This window comes from Streptococcus sp. A25 (genome assembly GCF_043674095.1).
Lineage (GTDB): Bacteria > Bacillota > Bacilli > Lactobacillales > Streptococcaceae > Streptococcus > Streptococcus suis_V.
Map to the genome: position 1 here is coordinate 1 of NZ_JBIMJO010000029.1, position 21696 is coordinate 21696.

General features: G+C 37.2%; 20 protein-coding genes and 7 pseudogenes. 23 read left to right on the forward strand and 4 right to left on the reverse strand.

What is annotated here, in order from left to right; all coding sequences use genetic code 11:
- Positions 1-75: 75 nt before the first annotated feature.
- The 3 genes and pseudogenes from ACHBID_RS10655 to ACHBID_RS10665 form a co-directional block, all read left to right on the forward strand.
- Positions 76-4206: pseudogene (locus ACHBID_RS10655) on the forward strand (SNF2-related protein); the annotation flags it as partial.
- A 70-nt stretch (positions 4207-4276) separates the two neighbouring features.
- Positions 4277-4576, forward strand: coding sequence for a DUF5962 family protein (locus tag ACHBID_RS10660; RefSeq protein ID WP_394732311.1), 300 nt, complete (start codon positions 4277-4279; stop codon positions 4574-4576).
- A gap of 13 nt (positions 4577-4589) precedes the next feature.
- On the forward strand, positions 4590-4889 hold the full coding sequence (locus tag ACHBID_RS10665; RefSeq protein WP_394732313.1) for a DUF5966 family protein: 300 nt from the start codon (positions 4590-4592) through the stop codon (positions 4887-4889).
- A 42-nt stretch (positions 4890-4931) separates the two neighbouring features.
- Here the strand turns inward: ACHBID_RS10665 and ACHBID_RS10670 are convergent.
- Positions 4932-5387, reverse strand: a pseudogene (locus tag ACHBID_RS10670) (IS3 family transposase); the annotation flags it as partial.
- On the opposite strand from ACHBID_RS10670, the pseudogene ACHBID_RS10675 reads away from it, so the two are divergent.
- From ACHBID_RS10675 to ACHBID_RS10725, 11 genes and pseudogenes are all read left to right on the forward strand, one after another.
- Positions 5386-5919, forward strand: a pseudogene (locus ACHBID_RS10675) (methionine adenosyltransferase domain-containing protein); the annotation flags it as partial. The pseudogenes ACHBID_RS10670 and ACHBID_RS10675 overlap by 2 nt on opposite strands.
- 32 nt (positions 5920-5951) lie before the next feature.
- Positions 5952-6323, forward strand: coding sequence for a hypothetical protein (locus tag ACHBID_RS10680; RefSeq protein WP_394732315.1), 372 nt, complete (start codon positions 5952-5954; stop codon positions 6321-6323).
- A 24-nt stretch (positions 6324-6347) separates the two neighbouring features.
- Positions 6348-6713, forward strand: coding sequence for an HNH endonuclease signature motif containing protein (locus tag ACHBID_RS10685; RefSeq protein ID WP_394732316.1), 366 nt, complete (start codon positions 6348-6350; stop codon positions 6711-6713).
- A 106-nt stretch (positions 6714-6819) separates the two neighbouring features.
- A complete protein-coding gene (locus tag ACHBID_RS10690; protein WP_062897135.1) occupies positions 6820-7209 on the forward strand; it encodes a hypothetical protein in 390 nt (129 codons plus the stop codon).
- Between the two features lie 55 nt (positions 7210-7264).
- Positions 7265-8449 (forward strand): hypothetical protein, encoded by a 1185-nt coding sequence (locus ACHBID_RS10695; protein WP_394732317.1) that lies wholly within the window; start codon positions 7265-7267, stop codon positions 8447-8449.
- Positions 8404-8736: pseudogene (locus ACHBID_RS10700) on the forward strand (DNA methyltransferase); the annotation flags it as partial. The gene ACHBID_RS10695 and the pseudogene ACHBID_RS10700, both read left to right, overlap by 46 nt.
- A gap of 200 nt (positions 8737-8936) precedes the next feature.
- Positions 8937-9374, forward strand: a complete 438-nt coding sequence (locus tag ACHBID_RS10705) for a membrane protein (RefSeq protein ID WP_044693296.1) — start codon at positions 8937-8939, stop codon at positions 9372-9374.
- Position 9375: 1 nt separating this feature from the next.
- Complete coding sequence (locus ACHBID_RS10710) at positions 9376-10725, forward strand: hypothetical protein (protein WP_394732320.1); 1350 nt, start codon at positions 9376-9378, stop codon at positions 10723-10725.
- A complete protein-coding gene (locus ACHBID_RS10715) occupies positions 10707-11105 on the forward strand; it encodes a hypothetical protein (RefSeq protein WP_394732322.1) in 399 nt (132 codons plus the stop codon). The genes ACHBID_RS10710 and ACHBID_RS10715 overlap by 19 nt, the downstream gene beginning before the upstream one ends.
- Complete coding sequence (locus ACHBID_RS10720; RefSeq protein ID WP_254369394.1) at positions 11089-11379, forward strand: hypothetical protein; 291 nt, start codon at positions 11089-11091, stop codon at positions 11377-11379. The genes ACHBID_RS10715 and ACHBID_RS10720 overlap by 17 nt, the downstream gene beginning before the upstream one ends.
- A gap of 59 nt (positions 11380-11438) precedes the next feature.
- A pseudogene (locus tag ACHBID_RS10725) lies at positions 11439-11702 on the forward strand (P27 family phage terminase small subunit); the annotation flags it as partial.
- A 2-nt stretch (positions 11703-11704) separates the two neighbouring features.
- On the opposite strand, the gene ACHBID_RS10730 reads toward ACHBID_RS10725, so the two are convergent.
- Positions 11705-12592, reverse strand: a complete 888-nt coding sequence (locus ACHBID_RS10730; protein ID WP_394732324.1) for a tyrosine-type recombinase/integrase — start codon at positions 12590-12592, stop codon at positions 11705-11707.
- A 99-nt stretch (positions 12593-12691) separates the two neighbouring features.
- Here ACHBID_RS10730 and ACHBID_RS10735 point away from each other — a divergent pair, with 99 nt between their 5' ends.
- On the forward strand, positions 12692-14956 hold the full coding sequence (locus ACHBID_RS10735; protein ID WP_394732326.1) for a hypothetical protein: 2265 nt from the start codon (positions 12692-12694) through the stop codon (positions 14954-14956).
- A 53-nt stretch (positions 14957-15009) separates the two neighbouring features.
- On the opposite strand, the gene ACHBID_RS10740 is transcribed toward ACHBID_RS10735, so the two are convergent.
- Entirely contained in the window at positions 15010-15987 is a 978-nt protein-coding gene (locus ACHBID_RS10740) for an ATP-grasp domain-containing protein (protein WP_394732327.1), read from the reverse strand.
- Between the two features lie 132 nt (positions 15988-16119).
- Between ACHBID_RS10740 and ACHBID_RS10745 the strand changes: the two genes are divergently transcribed.
- The 8 genes and pseudogenes from ACHBID_RS10745 to ACHBID_RS10780 all read left to right on the forward strand — a co-directional run.
- Positions 16120-16758, forward strand: coding sequence for a peptidylprolyl isomerase (locus ACHBID_RS10745; RefSeq protein ID WP_394732328.1), 639 nt, complete (start codon positions 16120-16122; stop codon positions 16756-16758).
- Positions 16759-16797: 39 nt separating this feature from the next.
- Entirely contained in the window at positions 16798-17898 is a 1101-nt protein-coding gene (locus ACHBID_RS10750) for a toprim domain-containing protein (RefSeq protein ID WP_000196860.1), read from the forward strand.
- A gap of 27 nt (positions 17899-17925) precedes the next feature.
- A complete protein-coding gene (locus ACHBID_RS10755; RefSeq protein ID WP_044980195.1) occupies positions 17926-18153 on the forward strand; it encodes a DUF5965 family protein in 228 nt (75 codons plus the stop codon).
- A complete protein-coding gene (locus ACHBID_RS10760) occupies positions 18150-18539 on the forward strand; it encodes a DUF5945 family protein (RefSeq protein WP_172079945.1) in 390 nt (129 codons plus the stop codon). The genes ACHBID_RS10755 and ACHBID_RS10760 overlap by 4 nt, the downstream gene beginning before the upstream one ends.
- Before the next feature lie 55 nt (positions 18540-18594).
- The gene (locus ACHBID_RS10765) at positions 18595-18885 is read left to right on the forward strand and encodes a hypothetical protein (RefSeq protein WP_170243364.1); all 291 of its coding nucleotides are present in this window, start codon (positions 18595-18597) and stop codon (positions 18883-18885) included.
- A gap of 69 nt (positions 18886-18954) precedes the next feature.
- Positions 18955-19431 carry a type II toxin-antitoxin system antitoxin PezA gene (pezA, locus tag ACHBID_RS10770; protein ID WP_226317878.1) on the forward strand — a complete coding sequence of 159 codons (477 nt, stop codon included), beginning with the start codon at positions 18955-18957 and terminating at the stop codon, positions 19429-19431.
- Positions 19431-20207 carry a type II toxin-antitoxin system toxin PezT gene (gene pezT / locus ACHBID_RS10775; protein WP_226317879.1) on the forward strand — a complete coding sequence of 259 codons (777 nt, stop codon included), beginning with the start codon at positions 19431-19433 and terminating at the stop codon, positions 20205-20207. Before pezA ends, pezT begins: the two co-directional genes overlap by 1 nt.
- Positions 20204-21082: pseudogene (locus tag ACHBID_RS10780) on the forward strand (AAA family ATPase); the annotation flags it as partial. The gene pezT and the pseudogene ACHBID_RS10780, both read left to right, overlap by 4 nt.
- Here ACHBID_RS10780 and ACHBID_RS10785 read toward each other — a convergent pair.
- Positions 21082-21468 (reverse strand): annotated as a pseudogene (locus ACHBID_RS10785) (ATP-binding protein); the annotation flags it as partial. The pseudogenes ACHBID_RS10780 and ACHBID_RS10785 sit on opposite strands and share 1 nt — an antisense overlap.
- Positions 21469-21696 lie beyond the last annotated feature (228 nt).

The following is a 21696-nucleotide window of genomic DNA, read 5'->3' on the forward strand; positions in this document are numbered from 1 at the left end:
ATCGTCATTCCTCCTGCTATCTTTTTCTATTATTCTACCTTATTTGATAGTAGATTTAAAACTTTGCAACAGAACCACAATAGCCAAGTGCTAGGAACCTACGAGGTTAGAAATTTTAACGGCGGAACACTTTCTGTTAAGGGGACTAGTGAAAACTTCATTGCAAGTGTTGAAGCAGCTATACATCAAGTAAAAGCCCCAAGAGAGATTGATAGAAATGAGGTCATCATTAACCCAGATGTGTTGACCAAACAAGTCATTGATACCTCCATTCCAGCTGAAATGAGGGAGAATCTAGGTCAGTACAGTTTTGGTTATCAGGGTTCTACAGTTTACTATCGAGATAACAAAGGCATTCGAGTCGGAACCAAGACGGAAGAAATCAGTTACTATGTCGATGAAGAGGGCAACTTCAAAGCATGGGACACCAAACATTCCCAAAAGCAGATTGATCGCTTTAAAGCCTTAGAAGTGACTGATAACACTGCTCTGGATGTCTATGTGACCGATGATGCAGCAAAACGTGGTCAGTTTAAGGGATATTATAAAAAGACAGTTTTCTATGAAGCTCCATTGTCTGATAAAGAAGTGGCACGAATCAAAGGAATGGTCGATATTCGCAATGCCTACCAAGAAGTTATTGCCATTCAACGCTATTATGACTATGATAAGGAGACCTTTAACCACTTGTTAGGCAAACTCAATCGTACCTATGATAGCTTTGTCAAACACTATGGGTATTTGAACAGTGCAGTGAACCGCAATCTTTTTGATAGTGATGATAAGTATTCGCTTCTTGCTAGTTTGGAAGATGAAAGTCTGGATCCAAGTGGAAAGTCTGTTATCTATACTAAATCCCTTGCCTTTGAGAAGGCTCTAGTGCGTCCTGAAAAAGAGGTTAAAAAGGTACATACTGCCCTTGATGCCTTAAATTCGAGCTTGGCTGACGGACGTGGTGTTGATTTCGATTATATGATGTCTATCTATCAGGTTGAATCGAAGATGACCTTGATTGAGGAATTAGGTGACCTCATTATGCCTGATCCTGAGAAGTATTTGAATGGAGAATTGACCTATGTTTCTCGCCAAGACTTTCTGTCAGGGGATGTCGTTACCAAGTTAGAAGTGGTGGACCTATTTGTCAAACAAGACAATCAGGACTTTAACTGGCCGCATTATGTAGGACTTCTAGAAACAGTCAAACCAGCACGCATTACTTTGGCAGACATTGATTATCGAATCGGTTCACGCTGGATTCCTCTGGCTGTTTCTGGAAAATTTGCCCAAGAAACCTTTATGGGGAAAGCCTATGAACTGTCAGACCAAGAAGTAGCAACAGTCCTTGAGGTCAGTCCCATTGACGGGGCTATCACTTACCAATCTAAGTTTGCCTACACCTATTCCAACGCAACGGATAGGAGTTTAGGTGTCCCTGCTTCACGCTATGATAGTGGTCGAAAAATCTTTGAAAATCTCCTGAATTCCAATCAACCAACGATCACAAAACAAGTTGTTGAAGGAGATAAGAAAAAGAATGTGACGGATGTAGAGAAAACAACGGTCCTACGTGCCAAGGAAACACACCTACAAGAACTCTTTCAAGGTTTTGTAGCAAAGTATCCAGAAGTTCAACAGATGATTGAAGATACCTATAACAGTCTCTATAATCGTACGGTATCAAAGACCTATGACGGTAGCCATTTAACCATTGATGGACTTGCTCAGAATATTTCCTTACGTCCTCACCAAAAGAATGCCATTCAACGAATTGTCGAGGAAAAACGTGCTCTACTAGCCCACGAGGTAGGGTCTGGAAAAACCTTGACCATGCTTGGAGCTGGCTTCAAGTTGAAAGAATTAGGGATGGTGCATAAACCTCTCTATGTGGTTCCTTCTAGTTTGACTGCACAGTTTGGTCAAGAAATTATGAAGTTCTTCCCAACCAAGAAAGTCTATGTGACCACTAAGAAAGACTTTGCCAAAGCCAAACGCAAGCAGTTTGTGTCCCGTATTATTACAGGGGACTATGATGCCATTGTCATTGGGGATTCACAATTTGAGAAGATACCGATGAGTCGTGAAAAACAGGTCACCTATATCAATGACAAACTTGAGCAACTCCGAGAAATCAAGCTAGGAAGTGACAGTGATTATACGGTGAAAGAAGCGGAACGTTCGATTAAGGGATTGGAACACCAGTTGGAAGAACTCCAAAAACTAGAGCGAGATACCTTTATTGAATTTGAAAATCTTGGAATTGATTTTCTTTTTGTGGATGAGGCTCATCACTTCAAGAATATCCGTCCAATCACTGGACTTGGGAATGTCGCGGGAATCACCAATACTACTTCAAAAAAGAACGTAGACATGGAGATGAAGGTGAGACAGGTTCAGGCAGAACATGGAGATAGAAATGTCGTTTTTGCGACAGGAACGCCAGTTTCTAACTCTATTAGTGAACTTTTCACCATGATGAATTACATTCAACCTGATGTTTTAGAGCGATACCAGGTATCCAATTTTGACTCCTGGGTTGGGGCTTTTGGGAATATTGAAAACTCCATGGAACTAGCCCCGACAGGAGATAAGTACCAACCCAAGAAACGGTTCAAGAAATTTGTCAACCTTCCTGAACTCATGCGAATTTACAAGGAAACAGCAGATATTCAGACTTCAGACATGCTTGATTTACCTGTACCTGAAGCTAAAATTATTGCGGTGGAAAGCGAGTTAACGCAAGCTCAGAAATACTATTTAGAAGAACTGGTAGAGCGTTCAGACGCTATCAAGTCAGGTAGTGTCGATCCAAGTAGAGATAATATGTTAAAGATAACCGGGGAAGCCAGAAAACTAGCTATTGATATGCGGTTGATTGACCCTGCTTACTCCTTATCGGATAATCAGAAAATCCTTCAAGTAGTCGATAATGTCGAGCGGATTTACCGTGAAGGAGCAGAATACAAAGCCACTCAGATGATTTTCTCTGATATTGGAACCCCTAAAAGTAAGGAAGAAGGCTTTGATGTCTACAATGAACTGAAAGCTTTGCTGGTTGATCGAGGGATTCCAAAAGAAGAAATTGCCTTTGTCCATGATGCCAATACCGATGAGAAGAAAAACTCTCTCTCACGAAATGTCAATAGTGGGGAAGTACGGATTCTCATGGCTTCGACTGAAAAAGGTGGAACGGGTCTAAACGTACAATCACGCATGAAAGCTGTTCACCACTTAGATGTTCCATGGCGTCCCTCTGATATTGTCCAGCGAAATGGTAGATTGATTCGTCAGGGAAACATGCACCAGGAAGTAGATATTTATCACTATATTACTAAAGGGAGCTTCGACAATTATCTCTGGCAGACACAGGAGAATAAGCTAAAGTATATCACCCAGATAATGACCTCAAAAGATCCTGTGAGATCAGCTGAAGACATTGATGAACAAACAATGACCGCCTCAGACTTTAAGGCTTTGGCTACTGGTAATCCCTACCTTAAGCTCAAAATGGAATTGGAAAATGAACTGACAGTTTTAGAAAATCAAAAACGAGCCTTTAATCGCTCCAAAGACGAGTATCGCCATACCATTTCCTATAGCGAGAAGCACCTCCCTATCATGGAAAAACGGTTGAGTCAATATGATAAAGATATTGCCCAATCTTTGGCAACAAAGTCGCAAGATTTTGTCATGCAATTTGACAATCAAGCAATGGATAATCGTGCTGAAGCTGGGGACTATCTGCGTAAACTCATCACCTATAACCGCTCAGAGACCAAGGAAGTCAAAACACTTGCCAGCTTTAGAGGATTTGATTTGAAAATGACAACACGTGGTCCTAGTGAGCCTTTACCAGAGACCGTTACTTTAACGATTGTAGGTGATAACCAGTATACTGTCGCCCTTGATTTGAAATCAGACGTGGGAACCATTCAACGGATTAGTAATGCCATTGACCATATTATAGATGACCAAGAAAAGACACAAGAGCTGGTAAAGGATTTAAAAGATAAGCTACAAGTAGCCAAAGTAGAAGTTGAAAAAGTCTTTCCCAAGGAAGAAGATTATCAACTTGTAAAGGCTAAGTATGATGTTTTGGCTCCCTTGGTTGAAACAGAAGCAGAGATAGAGGAGATAGATGCGGCTTTGGCCAAGTTTAGTGAAGATACAACACCCCAAAAGAAGCAACAACTAGCACTCGAGATATAAGAAAAAAGGCTGACAAATAATTTTGAACGCGGTAAAATGAAGTCAAGAAATCACATAAGGAGAATAGATCATGGGCCAAACAGTAGAAGAAATGCGTTATCAACTAGAAGAAAGGCTGACACAAGGCTTTACGAGTTCAGAAGATAGGGCAAACTACCAAACTTTGAAGGAACAGTATGAAGATGAGACCTTTGATTACAGTTTTTCAAAGCGTGAAATTACTGGACACCTGGAACTCATCATCACAAGTCGTGAGAATGATTTTCCAAACTTAGATGAGGTGACGAAGGCAGAATACCTTGATTTGGTTGCCCAACTTGATGATTTAGACAAGAGACAGGCTGACTACTATCGCAAGCAATTAGCCTAGAAAGAGGTGTAAGATGTTGGAGCAAATTCTACAAAGCCTTTTGATTATCGCAGCAATAGGACTGATGTTGTTTGTCCTTTATCGGATTGTGAAAGTTTCAGGTGCTTTGTTTCTTATCGGACTCATCAGTGGATTAGTCTTTATAGAAATCTATGGAATTTACCTCTTCTTTACTGAGAGATACCTCTATTCAGAAGATTTAGCAACTAATGGAGTTTGGAGTTTTACAGGATTTTTTATTATTTTTAATATTCTGCTAGTGCTTGGACTTATGACCAACCTCGTGAAAAGTAGAATTACGGAATACAAATAGGGCTACCTGATTTGTACTGACCCCAAAAAATTGGACAAATAATTATTGAAAGGATTTAGTTCTGTATTGGACAGGACTAAGTCCTTTTAATTTTGCTTTTATTCGTTTGTTGTTGTAGTAAAAAATATAATCTGTAATAGCTTCTTCAAGCTCATCAAGTGATTGATAAGATGTCTCGAGTCCATAAAACATTTCAGATTTGAGAATGCCAAAGAAAGACTCCATCATCCCATTATCTGGGCTATTCCCTTTGCGGGATATGGATGGTCGAATGCCTTTTGTTTCCAAAAAGTAATGGTAAGACTGGTGCTGGTATTGCCAACCTTGATCGCTGTGGAGAATAGTCCCACTGTATAAATCTGCTGGAAAAGCCTTCGCAAGCATGGTTTGAACCTGCTTCAAGTCAGGTGACCGAGACAGGGTAAAAGCAATAATCTCACTATTATAGCCATCAAGAACAGGCGATAAGTAGAGTTTCCCTTCAGGCAAAGCAAACTCGGCTGACTTGGATAAAGTGAAACGAATTGTGACAGAGGCAATGATGGCAGTAGCACTTCGTTACCGTCAGAATCTAGATTTCAAAGTTCTAGTCAATCCAACTGGTCGTTTCGTACTTGGTGGTTCATTTGCGGATGCAGGAGTTACTGGTAGAAAGATTGTGGCGGATACCTACGGCGGTTTCGCACATCATGGTGGAGGTGCCTTCTCTGGAAAAGACCCAAGCAAGGTTGACCGCTCAGCTACATACATGGCACGAAAGATTGCTAAGGACATTGTTCGAGAAGGGTATGCGAAACGATGTGAAGTACAATTAGCCTATGCCATTGGAGTTGCAATACCTGTGTCAGTAAATGTAGAAACCTTTGGAACCAGTCGCTACACAGCAAAACAACTGGAAGGAATGATTCGTGAGCGGTATGATTTAACACCACGAGGTATCATTAAGGAACTTCATCTCTTGAATGTAGACTACACCAAGACAACTTGCTTTGGGCATTTCACGAAAGACTATCTTCCTTGGGAGAAATAGTGATATAATTGAGAGAGAAAAGGAGTGTTCATATGCCCAATCCTCAAGTATCTTCTATAACCGTATCACTATTTAGTTTCATGTTGCCGATGATTTCAATTGACATTAACGTAGAAGAAAAATTGGTAAGTATCCAAAAATTTCCTGAGACAGAAGCCGAGATAATAACAATCTCCAATATCCGATTATTTTTCTTCTTAAATCAATTAAAACGTGTGAAACTGTCTGAATGGAATGAATACTATTCAAATGAGATGGAGATTTTAGATGGTACTCAGTGGAATGTATCGTTTGTCATGAATGGAAGAACCTACAATTGCTCGGGGGATAATAATTTTCCAAGAGAATGGACGTTATTTTGTAGGGCAATAAATAGATTAGTAAAGCACAATTACCTAGAATAATTGTGCTTTTTCTTTGGAGGAAAAATGCCAAGTAGACCAAGCACACCTTGTAAACAAAATGGTTGTCCTAACCTAGTACCGTATGGACAGAAGTATTGTGAGAACCATAAAGCAAACTATCAACTGGATACCAAGTCAACCAAAGCTAAAGGATACAATACCCAGTGGAACAAAGCACGACTTCGTTACTTAAAAGTTCATCCACTCTGTGTTCAATGTAAAGTCAAAGGTCGATTGACCAAGGCAATAGTGGTTGACCATATCACACCTCACAGAGGTGACCAAGAACTCTTTTGGAATCAAACCAACTGGCAAGCTCTTTGTAAACCCTGTCACGATAGAAAGACCAAGACGACTGATCGATATGTGGAATATACTTATCGATTATAATGTTTGAGTTTCGTTCCAAAAGTATGTATGTTTTTATTTAAACAAACATTAAGAAAACCCTCTCAATACTAGAGAAATAGTGTACAATAGAGTAAAGGAGGTTTTTATGACACGTAAGCGTTTATTGATGGTTATCATAGGTATTTTAGTATTGGGAGGATTAATGATGTTTTTTAATATGAATGAAGAAACAAAAGAAGAATACGAGGCTAAATTGTTTCGACAGGAGCAAGAGAACATTGCACAGTATTTAACTGAGCACTATGAAAATATTAGGAAGATAGATTTTTTGAGTGCTGAAAAAGATTCTAAGACTGGTTTTACGGATGTGTTGATGGAAGTTAATTCAGAAATGGTTATTATGGTATCTTTTGGAGATTATGGAGATGATGACTATGTGATAACTTTCTATGAACATGGTGCAAAATTTGTGGACAGGAGTAGTAGTTCTATAGCTAATAGAGTTGATGTTAATTATATTGATGGAGATTCATAATGATTACCGAGAAAAATTACAATAATATTTCAAAAAAGTATATGACTTAGACCCAGTGAAATATCCTGAGCTAGAGAAACAACTGAAAATTGATGACACATTTTTATCTAGCGGTCAGAGGTTTGTAGTTTTGCAGGCTGAGGGAAATTCGTTGAATCCCACCGATAACGGTATGCAGGCTATGGCAGTAGCACCTGTGAAGGGATACGATGTCGAAGGTAAACTTATTGTGGACACCAGTCAAATTGTTATTGCTTATGCGGGGACTAATATTAAGGATTCGAAAGATATCGATACAGATGTTCAAATGATTGCTGGAGGCAATACCACGACGCTAAAAACAGATTATGAGACTGTTCGTGTTCCTGGGACGACCCAGACAGTTCGTCTTCCTCAAACCCAAACAGATTCGCAATTAAAAACTGCTCAAAAATTTTATGAAGACATCCGAAAGAAGTATCCAGAAGCGAATTTGACTACTACAGGTCATTCATTAGGGGCTTATTTAGCTATTATTGTAGCAGCTGAAAACCAGATTCCATCAATAGCTTTTAATGGACCAGACCCTGTTAGGGGGATGTCAGATTCTGCGATAAAGTGGGTCGAGGAAAATCGAAATCTATACACTAACTATCGCATTGAATGGGATGTCGTAGGTAATATTGGTGCTTATGGAGATAAGCACTTTAAGACAGATAATCTTGGAATTTCTATCAATTTAAAAGCTAAAAGATTAAGGAAGATTAGTTTTGATAGCATCTTAGAAGGTGGTTTTTATTGGCACAGTCTAAGTGCATATGATTTTAACGAGTATGGTCGAATTGTAGATAGGGATGGTAATGTTGTTAATAATCGTTTTTTAGCATCAACGCAATATCAGACTGTATTGACAGCATCAAGTAGTATGGCACAACTAAAAGAATTTGCTTCGCAATCGTCATTATTAGGCACTGCTTCAGGCGAAATTTTCTTGGACGCCGGTCAAGGCTATATTCTTGGGGCGTCCATGGCTGAAGCGGCTAAGTCAGGTTTGGATGAGATGACCGCTCTCAAGACTAAGGCAGATGCAGAGGTCGGAACGATATGGTCAAAGGTTGATTTTTCTATCTACTCTGAGCTATCAACTTGGGAAGTCAGAGACATCTTTGCTTCACATGGTGTGACTCACCAAGAAATTGTTAGTGACTTTCATGTTGGGAATATGACCGTCCAAAATCTAGTAAAGACCACCCAACAATAAAACCAATTCCGCTCATGGCTTATCCTATTCAAAACTCATCCATGCGTGGGACAATTGTTCTTGATCCATTACTTGGTTCTGGTTCGACCCTAATTGCCGCAGACCAAACTGGAAGGGGTTGTTACGGCATTGAGCTAGATGAAAAGTTTGTGGATGTCATTGTCAAACGTTATATAGCATCAACAGGAAATGGCAACGTGACGGTATTGCGTGATGGACAGACTTTGACCTTTGATGAAGCCTATTCAATGATTGAGGAGATTGAGCGAGTGATTCGGCAAGAATAATCTACGAAGTTTTTTAATTAAATAAAAAACTAAGATAATGCTCTCAATTCAGTGTAAATAGTGTATAGGAGGCTCTTATGACACGTAAGCATTTATTGACGATGAGTATGTTAACAGAAACATAGAGAGTAATAAGGACTTAAAAATTATTACTACACTTTAAAAATAATGTATAATAGATGTACAAGGAGGTCTATCAGATGAAACGACTGATTAGTATTGTAGCTAGTATTTTAGTAGTGGGAGGATTAGTGATGTTTTTTAGTTTGAATGGAGATAATCAACTTTCTAAGGAGGAGCAGCAATACCAATTAGAAGTTCAGATTGCCAAATTAATTGTAAGTGATTATGAAGATGTTGAAACGATTGAGTTTCAAGGTTGGGGCCATTCTTTAGAAACTGGCATGTGGGGAACGACAGTTGTGGTTAATGGAAGTAATCGAATGAGTTTTTCTTTTTCGGATTTAAAAGGTTTAGAAAATATTAGAGGTATAAGATATAATTTAGATAGCTTTACCTTAATAGAAAAGTCTGAGACTAAATCAAAATTAAGAATTATGGATAGAATAGATGAAATACTGACAGTGTCTATTACTGGAACAACAGTTATTCATTCAAATCATAGAGATGAGGAATAGTATGACTATAACTATAACAGACAGTAGTTACAATTATTTGGCAGGTCAAGTCTATAATGTCGAGCCAAGTAAGGCACAATCAAATGATGAAGAGCCCGTTGTTAAGAAGGATTTGTTAACTGACCCAGTTACAGGGCAACAGTATAAAGTTCTCTCCGTTCAAGACAATAACAACGATGTCAATATTACAAACGATAATGGGATGCAGGCCATGGCAGTTGCTCCGTATGTTAATGGAAAGGCTGATACTAGCCAGATTGTTATTGCTTATACTGGGACGAATTTCGCAGATATTAGGGATGTTGACACGGATATTCAAACGGTTATCTTTGGGAGTAAGGATACTTTAGTTCAAGGAAATGTGCAACAAGGAGAACTTCCAAGGTTCACAGATAGCCAATTGATATCCGCTCAAAAATTTTATGATGATATCAAAAAACAGTACCCCGATGCTTTGTTAACGACTACTGGCCATTCTTTGGGTGCCTATATTGCTTTAGTCATAGGTGCAGAAAACAGAGTTCCTGCAACTACTTTTAATGGCCCCGATCCTATTAGAGTGATGTCTGAGGCGGCGATAGAGTGGGTAAAAGCTAATAATCAAATGTATAATAATTACCGAATTAGGTACGATGTTATTGGTAATGCTGGTGCTTATTTTAATGAAATATTTGGCACAGATGAGTTAGAGATTTCACGGAACGTAACAATTAAGAATAAATTGGGATTACTACAAAAATTATACTCATTAGATCCAAGAGATAGATTTGAGATTATCCTGCAATTACATGGGTTAGACGCCTACCCTATCAATGAAAAGGGGCAAATTGTAGATAGTAAAGGTAATGTTGTCGGTAGCGAATACTTAACATCTAATGCCTACAAGCATCTACTTTCATCGGCTGGAGGTATAGTATCGTTCCGCATTTTACAAACCCAATGGTCTGGTGGAGGTATTAATTCTGATGAAGAACTTTTCCTTGATGTTGCTCAAAGTTATGTGGTTGGTAAATCCATGGCTGATGCGGCTAAGGCGGGTTTGGATGAGATGACCGCTCTCAAGACTAAGGCAGATGCAGAGGTCGAAGCGATCTGGTCAAAGGTTGATTTTTCCATCTATTCTGAGCTATCAGCTTGGGAAGTCAGAGACATCTTTGCTTCTCATGGTGTGACTCACCAAGAGATTGTTAGTGACTTTCATGATTATACGCAGAAAAAAGTCAAGAAGATGGAAAAACTGTCTACGACATTTGACACCTTAAAAACCAAGCTAGATGAGGCTGTTGAGTCAAAGAAAGCTTTAGATGGTGAATTAGCAGGAGAGTTTAGCGCATGGCACGAGAGTCTATAGAAGAACGAACACTTACTATTCGTCAAAAAGAACGTGAATTGATGGAAAAAGAAGAAAGTTATTATCGTCATAAGCGACTACTGGAAGAACGCTCGATTGATTTAGGCGACCGCCGCCGTCGACTCTCTCGTTTACTGGAACAGGAGAGAAAAAAGATGAGCTTGCTTCTGAATCGCTATCAAGCTCATTCTGATGTGGCCAGTGAGTTTTATCGGGAAATTCAAGGATTAGAAGAAGAATCAGAACAGGTCTATAGGCAATCAATTCAAAGCTTAGAGGAAGAAAAGCAAGAGGGAATGCGTCAATTCCGTATAGAAAAAGACCAACTTGAGACAGAATTACAGCGTTTGAGGAGGGAAGAAGATGACGACACTAACTAGTTACTATACACAAGATGATAGTGATGCGGAATTGCGTGAGCTTATTCGCTCATTGCAAAAGCGTGCTGCCCATGTCCAAGCCAGTTTGATTCGTGGTGATTATAAAAAGGTCAAAAAACAGTTTAAGGAAGATGGCAAGGATATTGTTTTGAACACACAGACGGCTTTGAACACTATCAATTCTCAGATTGATACAGCTATTAGAGGTCAAGCAGGGACGGCACTCCAACAAACCGTTGAGGAGACTCTGCCAAAGTATGAAGATGTTTTTTAATAATAGGTATGAGGCTTCAAAATTGAGGCCATTTCTTTTGTCCTAAAGGAGGTGAGTATGTGGCACAAAGAGGACGCAAACCAAAACCAACACCTCTAAAGCTCTTAGAGGGAAACCCAGGCAAACGCCCTCTGCCACAGGGGGAGGTTAGACCAGTCTCAAAAGCCCCACGTTGCCCACAGTGGCTTGAAGATGATGCAAAGAAGGAGTGGAAACGGATGGGAAAAATTCTCGAACAGATAGGAATTTTGACCGAAATGGACATGACTGCATTTGCAGGATACTGTCAAGCTTACGCTCGCTGGAAAGAGGCGGATGTTTTTGATTAAGTGTAGATAGATGAAATTGGATTATAGGAACTTAGTATCTCTTTTTGTCTTGATTGTGATACGTGTGTATATATTTGAGTAATCGAAATAGAACTATGTCCAAGTATCTGCTGGATGTACCGAATATCGACATCATTATCTAATAACATCGTAGCAAAGCTGTGACGAAACATATGAGGTGTAATAGTTGTAGTGAGTCTGGTTTGTGTTTTAGCTGTTTTTAGAAGCAAACGAACACTTTGTTCTGTCAGTGGTTTTTGTAGGGATTTTCCGGGAAATAAATAATCGTCTGTATGATTGCAATAACAAGTGATATAAGCTTTTAATAACTGAAAAGTTCGTTCATCCCCAATAAAAATCATACGCTCTTTTTTACCTTTTCCTAGAATTTGGAGTGTTTGTTCCGTTAGATTGATATCCTTGATTTGAATATGACACAGCTCAGAAATCCGAATGCCAGTAGAAAGTAATAGGGAGACAATTAACAAATTTCTTTCAGCTTTCTGTTTTTGATAAATAGTTTTGGCTGAGATAATCTTCTTTTGTAGATAGGTATAGAGGATTTTTAAACTATCGTGAGGAATTGTCTTGGGTAAAGTTATTTCTGCTCGAAATTGAAACCGTAATTGATTAAAGGGATTTTCAATAATAACATTTTTCGATTGTAGATAGCTGTAGAATACTTTTAAACTTGCGATTTTTCTCCGTAAAGTACTAGTCTTTAAGTTTGAATGTGTCAAACCTTCAATATAATTTATCACACATTCGTAATTGGAATTGTAAAATTGCATTAAATCGTTTTTATAAGCCCGCAGGGTGTGTGTACTCAAGCGTTTATGAGTTTTACAATAATCCAAGTAGTTAGAAATAATAGTATAATCCATGATAGTCTCCTTTAACGATAATGACGCTATTATAGACTGATTTTGGTGCTTTGTATAGTGATAATAAATTGTTATCGGTAGGAGAAGGAGAATTTGCATATGAATGAAGTCTACGTAAATCGAAAAATTACTCCGGAAGACCTTCTAAATAATGTAGATAAGAGAATTATTTTACTCCAGTCTGATGATGAGAGCGGACTAAGTTACTTTTTAAAATATACAACCAAGTTTTTTAATAGCCAGGAATTAACAACTTTTTATATTAGTGGTAGCGAAAATATTGCAAAACAAATTTTTAGACAGATTTTTAATGCTATCACAATTGAAGAAGTTGAGAAAAGAATATCAAATTATCCTAAACGAGAAGTTATTTTGACGATACTCAAAGCAATGGTATATCCACTTGATAGCATCCCTTTTATTCCAAATATAGGTTCTTCAATTGTAAATATTATTGATTGTATTGATAGTACACTTAGCGTAGATGCGATTCATTACGAAGACTATAAGCTAGAACGAGCTCTTATTGAATACCTAAATAAAATTAATCCAAGAGTCGCTCTCATCATAGAAGAATTAGATGAGAGAAATATTGATTTCCTAAAAATACTCATACAGCATAAAGTTGACTTAATAGTTGCGGTTCCCAATAAAGACAAAAATGAAGTTATTAAGTTCCTTTCAAAATCTGAAATTACTAATCCATATACGTGGAAACAGAAATTTTTACGTCCAGATAATCAAGAAACATACCATTTTTTCGAAAGCTATCAAGCCGAATTAGATGAAAAGAGTTTGTCTAAAATATCAGCTTCAAATTTTAGTATACATGCCATTATGTCATGCATAAATAAATATGATTTCGAGCGTGAATTGACTACCTTTGAACAAATCGTTTTAGGTGCTCTAACACAATTAAGGTGTCCATTATCATTAAAATTCTTAGATAAAGTTTATAGGACTTATCTCCAAAAAACATTAACTCTAAGTGAAGAGAACTATGACGCTTCGAGATTAATTCGTCATCTATCACAGGATGGATTTATAGAATGTTTAGATTCGGGGAGGATGATTTTAGCTAATACTGGTTTTTCCTTTACACAAAACCAAATTGAAGAAACATTGCTTATAAATACGCTTGTTGATGCAATCTCCGAAACAGAAGAATTATCTGTAGAACTTTGTAAATACGGAATTAGTTATACCAATAAGCAATTATCAAAGAAAAAATATTTTCTATTTGGTCTCCTAAAACTTCAGAGAGATGAAATAGATACTGATTATTTGCTGCAATTAGTTTCTTGTGAATTAGACAATTTAACGGAGCTCTTAACAATCGGCCGACTACTGTTTAATCGTTTCTACTTCAATGAAGTTTTTCACCTACTTCAGAAATATCCGCAATATAGTAATGAAAGAAGTTATCTACTACTACAAGCTTTAGTCAAAGAGCGATTGCGGACGCCAGACCACCTTGACCTTTTACAACATCTATTAGAGACTTCGGTAGACGAAGATGAGCAATGTTTGGTATTGTCAAACTTATTCGTTGCTTATATTAACAGGAATAATTCCACTGGATATCGAGAAATACTTAATAGCATAGGAAAATTTTTCTATAAAAACTTTGTCGGTTCTAAATATTATCCGTACTTATTACGAAATATTGCATTTTATCTTCCTTTTGAAGAGGGGATGAGAGCCTATAAGAACATTTTAAAGATTTTCAGAGGAACAGACGATATTAATTATAATCGAACATTATCTAATTATATTTGCTTCTTAATGAAATTTAGTACAATAGAAAATGCTAGGGAAGAGTTGCAAAATTTAGAAACTGAAATACAGCAAATATTATTACTAAAGGATAGTAGATATGAATATTTATATAATAACTTTTCCTTATATTTAATGAATTTTACAGATCAAAATCCTATACCATACTTTAATATGATATCAGAAGATGAAACTGGTTCGGAAACCCCGTTTATTTACTCTAGAATTAATCTAACACTCTATTTAGCTAAAATTTCGTCTTTAGAAGCAAATAAATTATTTTCTCAAGTTAAATCTCTTGTAGATAAATCTCCTGTTTATCAAACAAAGCGATTTTTTGAGATTAATCAACTTCTCTACTTCTACATGAACGATGTAGATATATCTGAATATCTGGATACTCTAGATACCAGCCCATTTCGAAACGATGATCATTATGTTGAGGAGCTAGCGCTTCACTATTTACAAAAAATTGAGGATGGTCAAAAATATACTGAATTAGACTGGAAAAAATTATTTTGCCCAGGCTATCTTTTCTATAGATATTATGATGTAAAACTATTGTTTCCTGAAAAATTATGCTATTAAATAAAGATAACCAGTTTACAACCAAATCAACTGTGGGGGTAAACTGGTATTTTTTACTTTATTAGATATTTTACTCGTTCTATACCGATTTGTAATAGAGTGAGAATAATATCTTCATAAGTCTCAAAACCACTGTTTAAGAAACTTAGTACGGAACCACTATGAATACCAAGATTCATCATAGTATTAACTTCTAAAAAATATGGTTCCTTATCCTTTCCGACAATAAAATCGATTCGGCCATAATCTGAGGGTTGCATATCTTGGAAATATTTTTTAGCAATAAGTATTAATTCTTTATTTAAATCATCATTTCTACTTAACTCTATTGTCATTCCACCTTCAGCTCTTCTTTTTTGGTGTGTAGTTACAATATTTCCTTTTTTATCTGATGTTGAAAAATGAGGAGTACCTACAATAAATTCACCATCAATTGTCTTAATAAATGGTACACCGTAAAGCTTACCGTCAATAAATTCTTCTACAATGACTTCAATTTGCTCAAGATAAAATTCTTTCTCTTTTTCTTTGACTCTCTCCCAAGTTTCACAGTAACATGATTCATCGATTCCCTCTGATCCACTACCAAATCTTGGCTTTATAAAGTATGGTCCAGGAAATGGTGGATTATCAACAAGTGGAAATTCCCAACTAGCAATCTGCCAATTAGCAGTTGGAATTTCTAAATGTTCAGCAAGAGTTTTGGATAGATGTTTGTCTTCAACTAAAGCCCTAATGTTTGGTGTTGCACCAATATATGGTACCTTTAAATACTCACATAAAGATTGGACAAAAATTTCTGAATTTCTAAATCCAATCCTATTGTAAAGCGACCAAACCAAATCAATTTCTTTATAATTTTTAATTAAATAATCAACATTATTTGATGTGATTATCTCATGAGTTGTTTTTGTTAGCACTTCATAAATTTTATGATGATAAGTCTTAGCATAGAAAGTTTCTATATCATTTTTTGGTTCAATATATTCGAAATGATTTGGTGCAAATTGAGCAAGAAATAAAATTCTCATACTAATTTCTCCTACCGATAACAATTTATTATCACTAGTATACCATAATTTGTAGTTAATCATATTTTCTTGTGATAAAATTTCCAACTTAATCTTGATATGATGAGGCTATCATTAATAAAGGAGTAAGCCATGTTAAATAAAGTGAAAGCTCGATTTCTGATTGGAGTCGGAGGTTTAATCGCAGTCAGTTTTATGGTCATGATTGGCTATACGATTGGCTTTCAATCTGTTTCAAAGCAAACTGAAAACCAAATACGAGCAGAAGCCAATAAACTTGTGTCAAAGGAAAAGCAGGAGGAAAGAGCGACAGTCCTATCAGATGAGCTTGTCAAAGAATTTCTCACTCAATATTTCACCAAGGTTCAGCTGGGTGAAAATAACGCTCGTATCAAGCCCTACATGACGGACTCGGCATTTTCAGAAGAGGAAGCAAATCAGAATAAAGCAATTAATCAAGTTTATAAAGATTATATGCTTGACTACCGATTTGAATCAGCGAGTATCTATGTCAATACAGAAAGCAATGTTGCACTTGCGGAAGTTACCTATCAAGTGACCTATGTTTCTGATTTGAGTGAGCAACAACAGCGAACAACTCAGACAGAAACCAAGACAGTTATGTTATCCTACTCCAAAGTTTCCGACAAGCTCCTAGTTAATCAGTTGACCATTTGGAATGGGAAACTGGAGGACATGAAAGAAGTAACAGATGGAGCCAATTCCAGCATACCAACGATCCAAGGAACTACAACAAGCGAGAACAACTAGCAGGAGACAGTCTTCTGCTTTTTTTGATAGGGAGGAAAGATGACACGAATTAAAGCAGTAAAACAAAAGGCCATTTTAGATGTTGCTGAGAGTCTGGGCTGTTCCTTCAGACGTTTATCAGGACACATTTATGAACACCCAGACCATGATTCCTTTCGGATTTTTGCCGATACCAATACTTTCAAATGGTTTTCAAGAGATATACAAGGAGATGTAATTGACTTTGTTCAATTAGTGACAGGTGTTTCTTTCAAAGAGGCTGTATCCTATCTTGAAACTGGGGATTTTGAACAAGTTAAGTTGATAGAAGAAACTTATCAACCATTTCAATACTATTTGCATGAAGAACCCTTTCAGCAAGCACGTACTTACTTGCAAGTCGTCCGTGGCCTAAGTGATCAGACTATTAATACCTTTGGCAGACAAGGATTGCTTGCTCACGCTACTTATCAATCGGAGCCCGTATTAGTGTTAAAAAGCTATGACCACAACGGGACCTTACAGGCCGCAAGCCTTCAAGGTCTCGTCAAAAATGAAGAAAAACACGATCGAGGTTATCTCAAAAAAATCATGAAAGGATCTCATGGCTATGTCGGTATTAGTTTCGATATTGGGAATCCTAAGCGACTCATTTTTTGTGAATCAGTTATCGATATGATGAGTTATTATCAGCTTTACCAAAAGCAATTATCCGATGTTCGCCTGATTTCAATGGAAGGTTTAAAACTTTCTGTGATTGCTTATCAGACCTTGCGTCTAGCAGCAGAGGAACAGGGGAAATTGGCATTTCTAGATACAGTAAATCCAAGCAGACTTAGTCATTATCTTCAGGCAATACAAGAGACGACAACCTTCTTCCAAACTCATTCAAATGCATTAACATTGGCTGTTGATAACGATGAGGCAGGAAGAGAATTTTGTCAGAAACTGTCAGATAAAGGACTTCCGCTTTCTCAAGATTTACCACCATTGCAAGGACTTGAAACAAAGTTAGATTGGAATGATATTGTGAAACGACAAAAGGAATTATCTTTAAGAGATCTTATCCAGTCAGCCCAAACAAAAGTCATTAGAGATCATCCTCCACCTAAACGAGAGCACACTTTTGATGTGATAACAAAATCAAGTCCGCTATCATAATCTAGAATGTGACAAGGAGGACACCCTATGAGTGTGATTGAACGTCTGGCTGAAAAAGTAGCTAGGCAAGAAGAAAAGGTCTCACGTGAGACGGAGAAATTGGAACACTATCGAGACCAACTACAAACAGCTATGTACAGTACCTTTATCAAACGACAACAATCAAGTCAGTTGTCATTTCATGAAGCACTAGAGCAAGCCTTTGGTAAAGAAACCACACTACACCCAAATTACAGAAATGAGGATATAGAATGAGTAAAACATGGAATTTTGATCAGCCACTAGATGATGTGAAACCAACATCGTCCCATGAAGAACGAGCTAAAATCGCAGCACTTTTCCATAAACAGGATGAAGAACCAATTGAAGAAGTAGATTATGTGGCTGCTTTTGAACAGCAACAAAAGGAGTCAGAATCAAAAGATGTACAAACGCTCGCATCAACCGTTAAACAAAGTCAGCCGAAGAAAGTAAATATCACAAGTGACTACAAACAGCACTTGGCAGATACCATTGCACAAAACAATAAGGATATTTCCGCCTGTCAGAAGCAAATTGAAGAACTTCATCAATTGATTGATGAAAAGAAAATTCAAAATAAAAAGCTACAGGCTATTTCAGTAGCCATCGATGATTTATAAGTCAGGTAGTCCTTTACGGGCTACCTTTTTACAATTTAAGGAGAAGGTGAAGGTAATGAAATTCTTTCAAAAGAAAACACAGAATCAGAATCAATTTAAACGACTGATTCATCGACTATCAGAGATGCCAGATACTGAACTAACCAAAGTAGAGCAACTCCTAGACGTGGTTTTTGAACCAAGTTTCAAGTCTAGCAAGAACGTAGAAGTGTCTCGAAACATTACAACCACAGAGGAACATAATCTTGATAAGTCAATTCAAGAAGCGAAAAATAAACTTAACACGGAACAATTGGAGAAGCGAATAGAGCAGTTTAAGCAATCGAAGAAACCTAAAAACGGATAATGCACCAAATATGGTGCGTTATCCGTTTTTTATGGTATAATGAAAGCAAATATGAGGAGGTCTTTATCTATGATTGGAGACAATATCAAGTCACTACGCCGAACACACGATTTAACACAACCAGAATTTGCGAAAATGGTGGGGATTTCACGCAATAGCCTGAGTCGCTATGAAAATGGCACCAGCACCGTATCAACAGAGCTTATCGACCGCATTTGTCAGAAATTTAACGTCTCTTATGTCGATATTGTAGGGGAGGATAAGATGCTAACACCTGTTGAAGATTACCAACTGACTTTAAAAATAGAAGTGATAAAAGAACGTGGAGCAGCCATTTTATCACAGCTTTATAGATACCAGGATAGTCAAGAGATTGCTTTTGATGATGAAGCGAATCCTTGGATTTTGATGAGTGATGATTTGGCTGAATTGATCAATACAAAGATTTACCTTGTCGATACCTTCGATGAAATTGAGCGTTACAATGGCTATTTGGATGGTATTGAGCGGATGTTAGACATTGTGCATCATCGGGTGGTGGCTTAATGAGGTTGGAAGAATTTAGTGAGGCTGACTTTCAGAAGGCCTTGCAGCGAACCATTCGGGCTTTAACCAGAGGAAAGACGATTCCAGCTCGACCGAAAGCTATCTTGCTTGGAGGACAAAGCGGGGCAGGTAAGACGACTATTCATCGTATCAAGCAAAAAGAATTTCAAGGTAATATCATTATCATCGATGGTGATAGCTACCGTTCTCAGCATCCCAACTACTTAGCCCTGCAAGAAGAGTATGGCAAGGACAGCGTGGACTATACCAAGGGATTTGCAGGAAAAATGGTAGAACAGTTGGTTGATGAACTCAGCACGCAGGGTTATCACTTGCTGATTGAGGGAACCTTGCGAACCACTAAAGTTCCTCGTCAGACTGCTCAATTATTAGCATCAAAAGGCTACCAAGTTTCCTTAGCTATTATCGGTACCAAACCAGAATTGTCCTATCTCAGCACCTTGATTCGTTACGAAGAACTTTATGCCATCGATCCCAATCAGGCCAGAGCAACACCAAAAGAACACCATGATGGGATTGTAGAGAACTTGGTGGATAACTTGAGGGAGTTAGAAAGTGAGAAACTCTTTGAACGAATTCAAATTTACCAAAGAGATAGAACTTGTATATATGATTCTGAATCAGATGAAGGTTCCGTAGCAGAAGTGTTACAAGAGTGTCTCTTTGGAAAATGGAGTAAGGTAGAGGAAGAGATGATGAAGTTTGGACAGGAACGGTTGAGGGAATTAGTTTCAGCTAATGGAGAGAAGAAATGAAATTAACAAAAGTAATTATTAATAATTTTAGAACATTCGGTGATAGTCAAGTTATTGGATTTAACGATCAAACTGTACTGATTGGAAATAATAGTTCGGGAAAAACTACTGTATTACAAGCATTGAGTAAGCTGTTTTCGGATAAACAAAATGATAGAATAATTCGGAAAAGTGATTTTCATTTACCAAAGGGATTAAGACCTGGAGAAAATAGTAGGACCCTTTTTATAGAAACTATTTTTGAGTTTGATGAACTGGATGGAACTGCTTACAGTCCAGCCATTCCATCATTTTTCGAACACTTTACAGTTTCTCAAGGTGATGCAAAACCTTTTCTACGAATCAGATTAGAATCTTCCTGGGAAGATGATGGAACAGTTGAAGGAAGTATTGATACTCAAATCTATTATATTTCATCTGCCGAAGATATTATTAAAGATGAAGATAAGCACCGTACTCCTAGAAAGGATTTGAATAAAATTAGGGTACTTTATGTACCCGCTTCAAGAACGCCTGAGAAGGAGTTGGGAAATGCTTCAGGTAGTATGTTAAGTAGGCTGGTAAATAGTATAAATTGGACCGACGATGAGATAAAAGAAATTACAAACAAAATTGATGAGTTGAATAATACCTTTTTATCTGAAAGCGGAGCATTAACCCAAATCAACCAAGAAATCCAGAAATCGTGGAAACTATATCATGAAGACAAACGTTTTTCTCAGGCAGAGTTGACTATTAATTCTTCTGAGATGGCGGGAGCCCTTAGACAAATTGCTTTAAAATTTTCACCGACAACCACAGAAGAAGCGTTTACAGTTTCAGAATTAGGAGATGGGCTGAGATCTATTTTTTATTTTTCACTTGTTGATTCGATTCAAATCTTTTTTGAAACAACTAGTTGCTTCGTTATCTCTTCTGTTGAAAAATTACTATTTATTAAGTTGTGAGTCTTTTCCAATTCTATTTTATCATCATAAATTACTATATTATTTTTAAACCTATCTAAAGGATATTTTTCGAGACCAGATATTGAAGAAAAAACTTTCAGCAATTGGTATTTTAAAGAATTTTTGTACAAACAGTGGTAAAAAATAGTGTCAGAATAACCACATTCAAAATTTTCTAAATCAGGGGAGGGCACTAGACAATTTCCCTGATCTAAATATAAAGCCATAAAGTCGAAAATTGTAATGTGTCGATAACGAAGTTGTACTAATTGCCAATCAACATTGGTTTGGTATTGATTTAAACTATAAGGCATATATAAGTATGATTCAAAGGTGCATTGGAGAAGAAAAATATGGTCGATTGAAGTGTGCGTGCTGAAATTGATACAAATTATTGTTATAGTGTCATTAATGGGCTGTTTTAAAAATCCCACGTTGTAAAATGAAGTGCAAGAAAAAAGACAAGTTCGTCTGATATACTAGAATTCCCCAACTCAGCATAGAAAGCAGATGAACATGTCCAACACTCATTCTACCAGAAA